At 66.7% G+C, this 12538-nt stretch carries 12 protein-coding genes; 7 read left to right on the top strand and 5 right to left on the bottom strand.

All coding sequences use genetic code 11. The annotated features are described in order from the left end of the window. Window positions 1-7: 7 nt before the first annotated feature. The gene (locus ACFQZZ_RS22340; RefSeq protein WP_378683962.1) at window positions 8-988 is read right to left on the bottom strand and encodes a GlxA family transcriptional regulator; all 981 of its coding nucleotides are present in this window, start codon (window positions 986-988) and stop codon (window positions 8-10) included. Between the two features lie 118 nt (window positions 989-1106). On the opposite strand from ACFQZZ_RS22340, the gene ACFQZZ_RS22335 reads away from it, so the two are divergent. Continuing rightward, window positions 1107-2039, top strand: coding sequence for an NADP-dependent oxidoreductase (locus tag ACFQZZ_RS22335; RefSeq protein ID WP_378683959.1), 933 nt, complete (start codon window positions 1107-1109; stop codon window positions 2037-2039). A gap of 44 nt (window positions 2040-2083) precedes the next feature. On the opposite strand, the gene ACFQZZ_RS22330 is transcribed toward ACFQZZ_RS22335, so the two are convergent. Continuing rightward, the gene (locus tag ACFQZZ_RS22330) at window positions 2084-2959 is read right to left on the bottom strand and encodes an oxidoreductase (protein WP_378683956.1); all 876 of its coding nucleotides are present in this window, start codon (window positions 2957-2959) and stop codon (window positions 2084-2086) included. Between the two features lie 121 nt (window positions 2960-3080). Further along, on the bottom strand, window positions 3081-4445 hold the full coding sequence (locus ACFQZZ_RS22325) for a lipase family protein (RefSeq protein WP_378683953.1): 1365 nt from the start codon (window positions 4443-4445) through the stop codon (window positions 3081-3083). A gap of 195 nt (window positions 4446-4640) precedes the next feature. Between ACFQZZ_RS22325 and ACFQZZ_RS22320 the strand changes: the two genes are divergently transcribed. After that, window positions 4641-5273 carry a TetR/AcrR family transcriptional regulator gene (locus tag ACFQZZ_RS22320; RefSeq protein WP_378683950.1) on the top strand — a complete coding sequence of 211 codons (633 nt, stop codon included), beginning with the start codon at window positions 4641-4643 and terminating at the stop codon, window positions 5271-5273. A 19-nt stretch (window positions 5274-5292) separates the two neighbouring features. Here the strand turns inward: ACFQZZ_RS22320 and ACFQZZ_RS22315 are convergent, their stop codons facing one another. Together ACFQZZ_RS22315 and ACFQZZ_RS22310 are read right to left on the bottom strand one after the other, a co-directional pair. Beyond that, complete coding sequence (locus ACFQZZ_RS22315; protein WP_378683948.1) at window positions 5293-6258, bottom strand: sigma-70 family RNA polymerase sigma factor; 966 nt, start codon at window positions 6256-6258, stop codon at window positions 5293-5295. A 100-nt stretch (window positions 6259-6358) separates the two neighbouring features. Next, window positions 6359-6685, bottom strand: coding sequence for a hypothetical protein (locus ACFQZZ_RS22310; protein WP_378683945.1), 327 nt, complete (start codon window positions 6683-6685; stop codon window positions 6359-6361). A gap of 109 nt (window positions 6686-6794) precedes the next feature. Here ACFQZZ_RS22310 and ACFQZZ_RS22305 point away from each other — a divergent pair, with 109 nt between their 5' ends. The 5 genes from ACFQZZ_RS22305 (at window position 6795) to ACFQZZ_RS22285 (ending at window position 12491) form a co-directional block, all read left to right on the top strand. Further along, complete coding sequence (locus tag ACFQZZ_RS22305) at window positions 6795-7457, top strand: TetR/AcrR family transcriptional regulator (protein WP_378683943.1); 663 nt, start codon at window positions 6795-6797, stop codon at window positions 7455-7457. Window positions 7458-7604: 147 nt separating this feature from the next. Beyond that, window positions 7605-8285, top strand: a complete 681-nt coding sequence (locus ACFQZZ_RS22300) for an alpha/beta fold hydrolase (RefSeq protein ID WP_378683940.1) — start codon at window positions 7605-7607, stop codon at window positions 8283-8285. Window positions 8286-8364: 79 nt separating this feature from the next. Further along, a complete protein-coding gene (locus ACFQZZ_RS22295) occupies window positions 8365-10395 on the top strand; it encodes a DHA2 family efflux MFS transporter permease subunit (RefSeq protein WP_378683938.1) in 2031 nt (676 codons plus the stop codon). Window positions 10396-10454: 59 nt separating this feature from the next. Continuing rightward, window positions 10455-11102 carry a PadR family transcriptional regulator gene (locus tag ACFQZZ_RS22290; RefSeq protein ID WP_378683935.1) on the top strand — a complete coding sequence of 216 codons (648 nt, stop codon included), beginning with the start codon at window positions 10455-10457 and terminating at the stop codon, window positions 11100-11102. Between the two features lie 186 nt (window positions 11103-11288). Then, on the top strand, window positions 11289-12491 hold the full coding sequence (locus tag ACFQZZ_RS22285; protein WP_378683932.1) for an FAD-dependent oxidoreductase: 1203 nt from the start codon (window positions 11289-11291) through the stop codon (window positions 12489-12491). Window positions 12492-12538: the final 47 nt, after the last annotated feature.

The following is a 12538-nucleotide window of genomic DNA, read 5'->3' as shown; positions in this document are numbered from 1 at the left end:
AGCGAAGTCAGCGGCCCGCAGTGGCGTGGAAGGTCTGCCGGTAGGCCGTCGGAGACACGCCGATGGCCGCGGTCAGGTGCTGACGCATCGAGGCCGCGGTGCCGAAACCCGCTGCGGCGGCGACTCGGTCCATCGGCAATTCAGTGGTTTCCAGGAGGCGGCGGGCGAATTCGACGCGTTGCTGGGTCAGCCATTGGCCGGGTGGCATCCCGGCCTCGTCGACGAAGCGGCGGCAGAAGGTGCGGACACTCATCCGTGCGTGTGCCGCCAACTCGGCCAGGGTCACCGTGCGATCGAGATGCCGCAGCGCCCACTCGCGGGTCGCGGCGGTGGTTGACGTCGTGACCTGCGGCATCGGGCGCTCGATGAATTGCGCCTGACCGCCCTCGCGCCAGGGCGGCACCACGCACAGCCGCGCGACGCGGTTGGCGAGTTCGCTGCCGTGGTCGCGGCGCAGGAGGTGCAGGCAGAGGTCGATGCCGGAGGCCGCTCCCGCCGCGGTGAGCACGCGGCCGTCGTCGACGAACAGCACGTTGGCGTCGACGTCGACCGCGGGGAACATCTGCTGGAAGTGGTGGGCCCGGTTCCAATGGGTCGTCGCGGGACGGTCGTCGAGCATGCCCGCCGCGGCGAGGACATAGGACGAGGTGCAGATCGACACGATGCGGGCATCAGGACGCAGCAGGGCCATCGCCTCGGCCAATTCCGTTGGCAGCCAGTCCGTCACGTCTATCGGATCGCGGGTGTAAGGCGGAATCACCAGGGTGTCGGCGGTGCTGATGACCTCGTGTCCATGCTGCACGGCGACCGTGAAGTCGTAGTCCGTCGATACCGGCTTGCCGTCGAGGCTGCAGGTGATGACCTCGTAGAGCGGCTCGCCATTTGTGCCGTAGGCGGTGCCGAAGATCCTCGACGGGATGCTCAGTTCGAAGGGGTAGACCCCGTCGAGGGCCAGAACGACGACGCGGTGCAAGGCGGAGACTGGCATGGCAAGATCCTTTCACATATTGGCCTTCTCGCCACTCGTCGCGGGTCGTCGCATCCGGAAATCTTGTTCCTGCGCGGCCGTCCACCAGGGAACGGCCCCGGAGAGCAGGAGATGTGCGATGCGCGCTATCGGTCAGGACGCATTCGGTGGGCCCGAGGTGCTGCGGGTGGTCGAGGTCGAGCGGCCGGAGCCCGGTCCCGCCGAGGTTCTGGTCCGCGTGCATGCGGCGGGCGTGAATCCGACAGACGTGTGGCACCGGGCCAGCGGCGGCTTGGCGGGCAAGGCAATTCGGCTGGGCTGGGACCTGTCCGGTGTGGTCGAGGCGGTCGGCATCGGCGTGACCTTGTTCGCGCCGGGTGACGAGGTCTTCGGTATGCCGCGCCAGCCGCTACCGGCAGGCACCTACGCCGAGTACGCGACCTCCCCCGCACGGCATCTGGTGCGCAAGCCCGCCGGGCTCTCGCATGTCGAGGCGGCGGCGCTGCCGCTGGCGGCGCTGACCGCATGGCAGGCGCTTGTCGACACCGCCGATGTGCGAGCCGGGCAGCGAGTGTTGATCCATGCCGCGGCGGGCGGCGTCGGTCATCTCGCGGTGCAGATCGCCAAGGCGCGGGGTGCGTACGTGATCGCTACAGCGAGCACAGGCAAGGTCGGCTTCGTGCGAGAACTCGGTGCCGATGAGGTGATCGACTACACGCAGACCGATTTCGCCGAGGCCGTGCGCGATGTCGATGTGGTGATCGACACCATCGGTGGCGAATACGGGCCGCGTTCGCTGCGCACCCTGCGTCCCGGCGGCATCGTCGTTTCACTCGCCTCGCCTGCCGAGGCGCAGCTTGCGGAAGTGGCCCGCGCGCAAGGTCTTCGGGCGGGATTCATGATCGTCGAGGCCGATCAGGCCGGGATGCGGGAGGTCGCGGCGCTTGCCGAGGCCGGTTTGTTGCGGGCGCGGGTCGACACGGTGCTGCCGCTGGAGTTGGCGGCCAAGGCGCACGAGATCAGTGAAAGTGGGCGCGCTACCGGCAAGATCGTGCTCTCTGTTGTGGACTGACCTGGCTCATTCCGGCCCATCGGCAACACAGCCGACAGCCTTCGTCAGAACCTGTAAGTGATCCCGGTCATCCGCTCGGATTCTTCCCACAGCCGTCGCTGCAACTCCCGGTTGTTCGACAGCTTGCTCGACGGCGCGGCCTCCACCGGTCCCTGGCTCTGGAAGTACCGGGTCGGGCCCCAGTAGGTATCCGGGTCGGCATTCGGCATGGTGGCCGCGAACAGTGTCGAATGGGCGGCCTTGGCAGGGGAGTGGCCGATCAGACGGATGAACGGCTTGCTGATCCGGTCGATCGGGGTCTCGGTCTTGGCGAACAGATCCGTGGCCGAGACGCCGGGGTGCACGGTGTAAGACCGCTTGCTGGAACCGGATTCGGCCAGTCGATGCTGCAATTCCCTGCCGAACATCAGGTTCGCGAGCTTGGACTGGGCGTAGGCCAGATTGCGCTGGTAGCGACGGTTTTCGTAGTTCAGATCATCGATCCACAGCTTGGGGGTCTGCTTGTGGGCGATGCTCGCGATGCTCACCACTCGGTCGCGCATCCGGTCCAGCAGTAACCCGGTCAGCGCGAAATGGCCGAGATGGTTGACGCCGAACTGGGTTTCGAACCCGTCCTTGGTGCGCGAGAACGGAACGTTCATCAGCCCGGCGTTATTGATCAATACGTCGAACTCGCCGGTACTGTCGGCGAATCGGCGCACCGAGGCCAGATCCGCGAGATCCAGCACCTCGACGCGGACATCGCCGTCGATGCGGTCGGCGATCGCCTTGGCTTTCTCCGCGTTGCGGCAGGCCATGATCACCGTGCCACCTTTGCTCGCCAGCACCGTAGTGGTCTCGACGCCGAGGCCGCCATTGGCTCCGGTGACGATAAAGGTGCGCCCGCTCTGGTCGGGTACTTCTGTCGGTTTCCACGCCATGGCCCGACCTTACTCTGGAGTAAGTTCTGTGGGAAGTGGAATCGCCGGTTCGTGACTCGAGTGTCTCAGACGACAATGCCCCGCGCGACTGAAAACACTCGGTCGCGCGGGGCGAAATCGATCAGCGTCCGCTGCCGATCGGCTGCTGGAATGCGGCGGCCAGCGTGGCGCCCGCGGTTTCCTCCCAGACCTTCCAGGTCACCGGGTCCAGCATCATCGAGCCGACATCGCTGGTGGAGCAGCCCGCGGCGACCGGAGTGCCCGCGAAGCGGTCCTTCAGCCACATCAGCGCCCGCGGTGCGCCGATGGGATCGAGAGTGAGGTGCTCGCTGAAGTGGTCCCGGGTGTACTCGACCCTGGCATTCGGATCCTGGCAGTAGGTGTCGACCACCGCGTTCACCGGTCCGACCGGAATCAGCCAGTCCGCATTGGCCTGATACATGAACATCGGCACATCCGGAACCTGCTGTCCCATCCGGGTTTTCGCCAGCGTCTCGGCGACGGCCGGATCGCTGAACGGATCGGCGTCGAGCATGCCGAGATTGTTGCCGAACGGGAACAGCGCCGCCTGGTAGCTGGCGCAGAGTTGGTCCTTGGCCACCAGCATGACCCGCCCGAGCGGGTTCATGTGCCGGTCGAGGAAGTTGCGCAGCGCCGGGTACTCGCGGGAAACGCCGAGTGCGCCCGCCATGATCAGGCCCGACGACAGGTTCCCATTGGCCAGCTTCAGCGCGGCCGCGAGATCGGCGGGGATGCCGCCCTCCGCGACGCCGACCACGTTCAATTCCGGTGCGTACTCGCGGCGCAGCTCGGCGGCATGGCCGGTCGCGATCGCGCCTCCGGAGTAGCCCATCAGGCCGACCCTGGTCTGTGTTCCGGACAGTTGCATCGGGTCGAAGTTCACTGCGGCGCGGATGCCATCGAGGGTGATTCGCCCGGCCAGCGGGCCCGCGGCATAGGCAGAGTCAGGGCCCTGGTGGTCGGGGATCGCCACGGCCCAACCCTGCGCCAGCGCGGCCTGTACCTCGAGGAATTGCGCGGCCACCAGTGTCGAACCGGTGATGGTCGCCGGGATCGAGCCCATCTGCAGCTGGTAGGACGGCATGCAGTAGTTGCCGGTCGAGTCCTCGGCGATCTGGTAGGAGAACAGCGGCCGATCGGCGACGTAGCCGCGCGGCTTGATCACCGTGGCGACCGCGGGGATCGGTTCGCCGCGGGTGTTCGTCGAGCGGTAGGACAGCTGCCAGGCATCGACATTGACCGGTATCAGCGACAGGTTGGCCAGATGCACCTGCCGTGCGGCAATGAGCTCGCCGGGAGCTTTGTCCAGGTAGGTCTCGGGAGGCGGGCGGTAGAACGCCGGATCGAATCCTGGTGGCGTCGGCGGAATCGGGAACGGCAGCGCGGGCTGGACCGGCGGATCCGCGGGCGCCGGGGCGGCCACCGCGAAGTGCAGACCGGCGAGGGTGGCCAGTGTCGCCACCATCGCTCGCCGGCGTTTGGAAGTGAATAGTGCGGGCAAGATGAACCTCTTCGTCCAACCGGGAGGAATGTGATCCCGGATGGTCTCACATTAAACATGTGGCGACGGTCACCCTGCAAGACGCTTCTCGGCAGCCGGGGGCGATCCGGAGTCCGAGCGGCTACGGCACTGCCGGTCCCGCTTCGCTAACGTGAAGACGTGACAACCACGGTGGGCAGGCAATACGGCGGTCGCGCCGTCACCGAGCGGAAGGCTGAGCGCCGCCTGCGGTTCCTCGATGCGGCGACAAGGATTTTCGCCGAACGTGGATACCCCGCTTGCTCGCTCGCCGATGTCTGTGCCGCGGCCGGATTGTCCAAGCGGCAGTTCTATGAGGAGTTCCAGACCAGAGAAGACATCTTGATCGCGGCATACGACCGCATCCAGGACGAGGCTGCGGTGGCCATCATGGCGGCGCTTGAGGAACTCGATCCGCGCTTCGACATGACCGCGGCGATGACTACGGTCCTGACCGCTTATCTGGAGTCGGTGGGCACCGACCCGTACCGGGCCAAGGTCGCGTTCATCGAGGTGGTCGGTGTCAGCGAGCGAATGGAACGCCACCGTCGCGAGCGTCGCCACTCCTGGGGGACGGTGCTGGAATCCATGGTGGTCCCCGCCGTCGCCGAGGGCGGGCGGGTGCGCGGTGGGCCCGGGCTAAGCACCAGCGCCCTGATCGGCGCGATCAACGGACTCGCTCACGAGTGGCTGCTCGCCGACCCGCGTCCACCGGTCGACGCGTTGGTCGAGGTGCTCGTTCCGGTGGCGGTCGCGTTGATCGAAACGCCATGACCGCCACCGGAATACCGCGCTAGGCGAGCATCCCCTCCAGCACGCGAGTGCACGACGGCCTGCGCAGTTTGCCCATGCCCTTGGCCTCGATCTGCCGGACCCGTTCGCGGGATACGCCGAGGGCGCTGCCGATTTCGGCCAAGGTCCGCGGCTCGCCGCGATCCAGGCCGAAGCGCAGCCCGATCACCTCGGCCTCCTTGTCGGTGAGCGTCGCGAGCGCCGCGTCGAGGTGACCACGCAACAAGCTCTCGGCCACCAGCTCGGCCGGGCCGCGAGCATCGTCGGCGATCAGCCCGCCGAGTTCGGTGTCGTCCTCGCCGATCGGGGTGTGCAGCGAAATCGGTTCGCGCCCATGGCGCATCACTTCCCGGACCTGGGCGACCGGTAGGTCGAGCTCGGCTGCCACCTCCGCGGCGGTCGCCTCTCGGCCCAATTGCTGCGACAGCGTGCGCTGGGTGCGGGTGACGCGGTTGAGCACCTCCACCACGTGCACCGGGATGCGGATGGTGCGGCCCTGGTCGGCCAGCGCGCGGCCGATCGCCTGGCGGATCCACCAGGTGGCATAGGTGGACAGCTTGAGCCCGCGCCGGTAGTCGAATTTCTCTATCGCACGGATCAATCCGAACGTGCCCTCCTGGATCAGATCCAGCAGCGACATGCCGGTCGGCGTCGGGTAGCGCTTGGCGACGGAGACGACCAGGCGCAGGTTGGCCTGGACCATCTGATCCTTGGCGCGCAGACCGTCGGCGGCGGCGCGGCGCAGTGCGCGTCGCTCGGCGGCGGCGAGTTCGGTTCCCGTGGTGGCACTTTCGTCCAGGCGCTGCTGGGCGAGCACGCCCGCCTCGATGCGCTCGCCGAGCTCGACCTCCTGAGTAGCGGTCAGCAGCGCGGTACGCCCGATCTGTCGCAGGTAGTCCTTGATGGGGTCCTCGCTGACCGTGCCGTAGGCGGTGCGGGTGGGGCGAGCGGTGCAGATCTGGGTCACGGGTGCGCCTTTCGGTCGAGCGAGGAGGGGATGCCGGGTAGTCGATGCGGGTGGGCCGGATCGACTACCGGCTGGTGTGCGGTTCGGCGGCCTATGCGGCTCAGCGGCCGGGAATCCGCAGCGGGCGACGTGGCTGCGCGTGGAACCCCTGCCCGTGCGGCACGGTGGTGGACTGACGGCTACGGCGGCCGTTGGTGCCGCCCGGGAATCCGGTTGTGGTGCGAGTCTGTTGGGCGGCTGCGTGATTCGCGGATCGCGCAGTTGTGGTCTCGGCGGCCTCCGGCGAGGAGCCCTGCTCGAGCATCCCGCGAATCGCGGCGTCCAGGGTGTTCTGCGTGGTGCGGTACTCGGCCATGGTTGCGGCTCCCTCGTGGGTGGTCTGAATCGTGGTGCGGGTCGGGGCTGCTACGTCGTGACCGTGGGGCATCCGGTTTCTCCTTCGTCTTCGTCGTCTCTCGGCGACAAAGGCAAACTTAGATCAGACCTAAAAATATGTCAAGCACAAATTTATGACGAGATCATGTAGCCTGGTCGACATGAGTGCACAGACCCTCGATTCGGGTGCCGAGCAAGTGGGGCTCCGGGCCAAAAAGAAGCAGCAGACCAGGGAGAAGATCTCGCATCAGGCCACGCTGTTGTTCCTGGAGCGCGGATTCGACAAGGTGACAATCGCGGAGGTGGCCGCGGCCGCCGAGGTCGCCAAGATGACGGTCACCAACTACTTCCCGCGCAAGGAGGACCTCGCGCTGGATATGGGCGAGGTATTCGTGGATCAGCTCGGCCGTACTGTCCGCGAACGCGAGCCGGGGGAGTCCGCGCTTGCCGCGCTGCGGCGTGCCTACCTGGCCGCGGCCGCCGATCAGGATCCGGTTGTCGGATTCTCCGGTCCCGAATTCGCCGGGATGATTGCGGGCAGTGTGGCGCTGGTCGCCCGACTGCGCGAATTCCACGAGGAGCGGGAGGCGGCGCTCGCGCGGGCACTCGCGGCCGAAACCGGCGCTGCGCCAGGCGATATCACGCCTCGGGTGGTGGCGGCGCTGCTGGGTGGGGTGCATCGGGTGCTGTTCGGCGAGACGATGCGGCGCACGCTCGCGGGCGAGTCGAACGACGAGATCGCCGCGGCGCTGCGCGGGTACATCGAGGTGGCTTTCGACGCGCTGGAGCCGTCGCTTGCCGACTACGCGGTGCGGGCAGTCTGACCGGAAGGTTCGATTTTCGTTTGGTGTGCTTCGGTGAATGTGGAGCGCGATAGGAACATTTGCGGAAAGATTGCCCGCGAGCGGTGCGGTAGCTCGTGAGTGTTGTTCGGCAAGTTCCCGATTACCCACGATCCTGGAGGTTCCGCAATGGTCAACATCCTGCTCGTGCACGGCGCTATCGCCGACGGCTCGTCCTGGTCCCGTGTCATCCCGATACTGCAGGATGCGGGCCACCATGTGGTGGCGGCCCAGCAGCCGCTGTCGTCGATCCCCGACGATGTGGCAAGGGTTCGTCAGGCGCTCGACAACCTCGAAGGCCCGACCGTCGTCGTCGGGCATTCCTTCGGCGGCTGCGTCATCACCAATGCCGCACACGGCGCTTCCAATGTGAAGTCGCTGGTCTACGTCGCGGCGTTCGCGCCGGACGAAGGGGAAACCGTCACCGCGCTCGGTGAGCCATTCGGTCAGCCACCGGCGGCGAAGTACTTCGTGACCGACCCGCAGGGCAGGGTCACCCTCCCGCAGGACATGTTCGTCGAGTACTTCGCCTTCGACGTCGATCCGGTTCAGGCCCGCATCATGGCCGCTGTCCAAGGTCCGAGCGACGCGGCGCGCTTCGGCTTCATCTCGGGTCCGCCCGCCTGGCGCGAATTCCCGAGCTGGTACGTCGTCGCGGGCAATGACTTGATCATCGGCACCCAGCTCGAAGAGGTGCTCGCCGATCGGATGGGCGCGAAGACCACCAAGGTCGCCGGCGCCAGCCATGCGGTGATGGTGTCGAACCCGGACGCGGTCGCCCAGGTGATCCTCGAGGCAGCGGCGGGCTGAGCGTCCGGTCGGTAGCCCCCCGTTTGCCTGTGGCTCGTGTCGCGCCCGTCTGGTCGCTGATTCGGCACATACTGAATCGATGACCGGTGCAGTCGCCGAGAAGTCCGCGCCCGCGCCGCTGAGCCGGGCGCGGACAAATATCGTGTTCGGCACCATCGTGCTCGGCATGCTGATGGCCGCGCTCGACCAGACCATCGTCTCCACCGCACTGCCCACCATCGTCGCCGATCTCGGCGGCGCGGGGCACATGGCCTGGGTGGTCACGTCCTATCTGCTCGCCGAGGCGGTGGCGACGGCACTGGCGGGCAAGCTCGGCGATCTGTTCGGCCGCAAGCTGGTGTTCCAGCTCAGCGCACTGATCTTCATCGTCGGCTCGATGATCGCGGGCATGGCCAACGGCATGCTGCTGCTGATCATCGCGCGCGCCGTGCAGGGCCTCGGCGCGGGCGGCTTGATGGTCACGGCGATGGCATTGATCGCCGACATCATCCCGCTGCGCGAGCGCGGCAAGTATCAGGGCGCGCTCGGCGCGGTCTTCGGCGTCACCACGGTGATCGGCCCGACACTCGGCGGATTGTTCACCGACCACGCGAGCTGGCGCTGGTGCTTCTACGTCAATGTGCCCGTCGCGATCATCATGATCGTCCTCGCCGCGCGCACCATCCCGCGCGTGCGGGCCGCGATCAAACCGATCATCGACTACGCGGGCATCGGGCTTGTCGCGCTCGGCGTCTCCAGTCTCATCCTCGGGCTGGAATGGGGTGGCACCGAATACCCGTGGGGTTCTTGGCAGATCCTCGGCCTGTTCGCCGCCGCGGTGATATTGCTCGCGGCCTTCGTCGCGGTCGAATTGCGGGCGGCGGAACCGATGCTGCCGATGGGTCTGTTCCGCAGCAGAGTGTTCACGGTCTGCTCGATCCTGAGCTTCATCGTCGGCTTCGCGATGCTCGGATCGCTGACCTATCTGCCCGCCTATCTGCAATATGTGAAGGGTGTGTCGGCCACCGCGTCCGGTGTGCGAACGCTGCCGTTGGTTGCGGGTCTGCTGTTCACTTCGATCCTGTCCGGTCAGATCGTCGGCAAGACCGGTCGCTACCGGTATTTCCCGATCGTCGGCACCGCAATGATGGCGGTCGGGCTGTATCTGATGTCCACGATGGACCAGACCACCAGCATCTGGCGGGAATCGCTGTACATGCTGATCCTCGGTCTCGGCATCGGCCTTGCCATGCAGGTGCTGACCATCGTCGTGCAGAACACCGTGCCCTACGCGCAATTGGGTACCGCCACCTCGGGCGTCACGTTCTTCCGCACCCTCGGCAGCGCCTTCGGCACCGCGATATTCGGCACTCTGTACACCAACCGGATCAGCACCGATCTGACCGCGGCGCTGACGGAGGTGAAGGTCGTGCCGCCCTCGGTCGCGGCGAATCCGCGGGAGCTGCGGGCCCTGCCGCCTGAGTTGGCCGCGCCGATCATCGACGCCTACGCGAAGTCCATCGACCACGTCTTCCTGTGGGTGGTGCCGGTCGTGCTCGTCGGTTTCGTAGTCGCCTGGTTCCTGAAGGAAGTGCCGTTGCGTGACAGCGCCCGGGCGGGCGCTTCCGATGTGGGCGAGGGCTTTTCGGTGCCCGATTCCCCCGACCGCGTGGTGCAGTTGGAACGCGCGGTCTCCGGCGCGATGCGCAAGGTGCACGTCGGGGGGCCGATCGGGCCGCGCATTCTCGCGGACTCGGGGTCGGAGCTGAGTCCAGGATGGGCATGGGCGCTCGGCCAGGTGTACATGCACATGCGGGTCCGCGGCGAGGCCACGCCGGCGGCGATCGCACACGCCCACAAGGTGCCGCCCGAGGTGATCCGGCCCGTCTACGACCAGGTGATCGCCGCGGGCTATGTCACGGAAGAAGATGGGCGCCTGCGACTTACCGATACGGGCCGGGCTGAGGTGGACCGGATCAAGGCATCGTGGCGGCGTTGGCTGAACACCGAGCTCGAGGACTGGGACTACAGCGACCCGGCCGATCGCGCGCTGCTCGATCGAGCGCTGGAGAACATCGCCACCAAGCTCCTCGACGAAGCGGCCCAGGAACGCGAACCCGCCAACGCATGAGCCCTTGCGCCCGATTACTCGTAGACGTATATTCGTAGACGAGTAATCGGGAGGTAGTCATGGCCACGAAGCGCAAGGTGAACAACCTGCTGGCGCTGGCAGTGCTCTCGGTGATCGTCGAGCGGCCGATGCACCGATACGAGATCGCGTCGACGCTGCGTGATCGGGGCAAGGACCGCGACATGGATATCAAGTGGGGCTCGCTGTACACCGTCGTGCAGAACCTGGAAAAGGCGGGCTTCCTCGAGATCGTCGGCAGTGAGCGCGACGGCGCGCGGCCGGAACGCACCATCTACCGGATCACCGACACCGGTCGTGCCGAAATGGCCGACTGGACACGGGAATTGATCGCTACGCCGGAAGCGGAGCATCACCGGTTCACCGCAGGGCTTTCCATCGCCGCGGCACTGCCGCCGGACGAGGTGGCCGAGTTGCTCGGCCAGCGCATCGAGGCGCTCGGCCACATCATCGACGCTGTGCGCCGAGAACTCGACGGACTCACCACCACCCTGCCTCGGCTGTTCATCATCGAGTCCGAGTACGGGCTTGCGATGTTGGAAGCCGAGCAGGCCTGGGCGCGCTCGTTGCGCGACGAGCTCACCTCGGGCAGCTTCCCAGGCGTGGATTGGTGGCGGCAGCTACATACCGAGGGCCTGGAGCCCGCGGAAGTCGTGAAGATCGTGGAAGGGGGGAACGCGCCGCTATAGGCGCTCGAGACCAGGCCCGGCGGGGTGCGGCAACACCGCCGCCGAGCCCGATGTAACCGTCTCGAACCGTGCCCGCATACGCACACCCGGCCACGAGGTTGGCAACCACAGGATAACTGGGTGAGCGGTAAGTGGGTCGGTTCGGGGATTCAACACCACCCGTATCGCACAAACCTGGAGACACCCATGTCCACAACACGTACCGCACTTGTCATCGGCGGCGGGATCGCCGGACCCGTCACCGCCACCGCACTGCGCAAGGCCGGCATCGACGCCCGCGTCTATGAGGCATACCCCGGCCCGACCTATGGCGTCGGCAGCGGGCTCGCGCTCGCCCCGAATGGCGTTGCCGCACTGGATATCATCGGCGTCGGCGATCGCATTCGAGAGTTGGCGTCGCCGATCACCAACATGGAAATGTCGGTCGGAGGCAAGCACCTGCGCTTGCCCACATTGCCGAACACGTTGCTGCAGCTGGTCGATCGGAACGAGCTGCATCAGGCGCTGCACGATCACGCGGTCGCCGCGGGCGTGCAATTCGAGTACAACAAACGACTGGTGAGCGTCGACGAGCACGAGTCGGGCGTCACCGCGCACTTCGCCGATGGCACGACCGCCACCGCGGACGTACTGATCGGGGCCGACGGTATCCGGTCCACGGTGCGCGGCCTCATCGACCCGAACGCACCGGGACCGGGCTACACCGGCATGCTCGGGTTCGGGGCGATCATCGACAGCGATATCGACATCGAGCCGGGAACAATGACTTTCGCCTTCGGCAAGCAAGCGTATTACCTGTACGGAACGGTCGATAAGGGCCGGATCATGTGGGGCGCGAACCTCCCGCACAAGGAGTACATGTCGCTGAGCGAGGCGCGGGCGATCCCTGCCGAACACTGGCTGACGATCTTGCGCGAGACCTACGCCGAGGACACCCCCGGTGGTGAGTTCGCCCGCAACGCGACAGCGGAAAACCTCGAAACGACTGGAGCGCTGCACATCATGCCGCCGGTACCGCACTGGTATCGGGGTCGGATGGTGCTGGTCGGCGACTCGGTACACGCGCCGTCCAACAGTTCCGGTCAAGGTGCGTCGCTGGCCATCGAGAGCGCTGTCCAACTGGCGCGGTGCCTGCGGGATCTGCCGGATCCGACGTCGGCCTTCGCCGCATACGAGCGGTCACGGCGAGCACGGGTGGAGGGTATCGCGGCGCGTGCCGCGAAGATCAACCACAGCAAGACGCCTGGCCCGGTGGCGCGCAAGGTGATGCCGGTGATCATGCGGGTGATGGTCAGGTTCCTGGACCTGGAGAAGACAATGGGCGCCGAGCAGCGCTACCGCATCGACTGGGATGCCCGCGCGGACCAGGAGCTCGCAGCCGTCGGCTGACCCGGCGGAGCTCGGCCGTGGCAGCGCCTGCCACGGCCGAGCAGTCT

This window comes from Nocardia sp. GCM10030253, assembly GCF_042675075.1.
Lineage (GTDB): Bacteria > Actinomycetota > Actinomycetes > Mycobacteriales > Mycobacteriaceae > Nocardia.
Note: the sequence above shows the minus strand (reverse complement) of the source record. Positions and strands in the feature narration are given on the sequence as shown.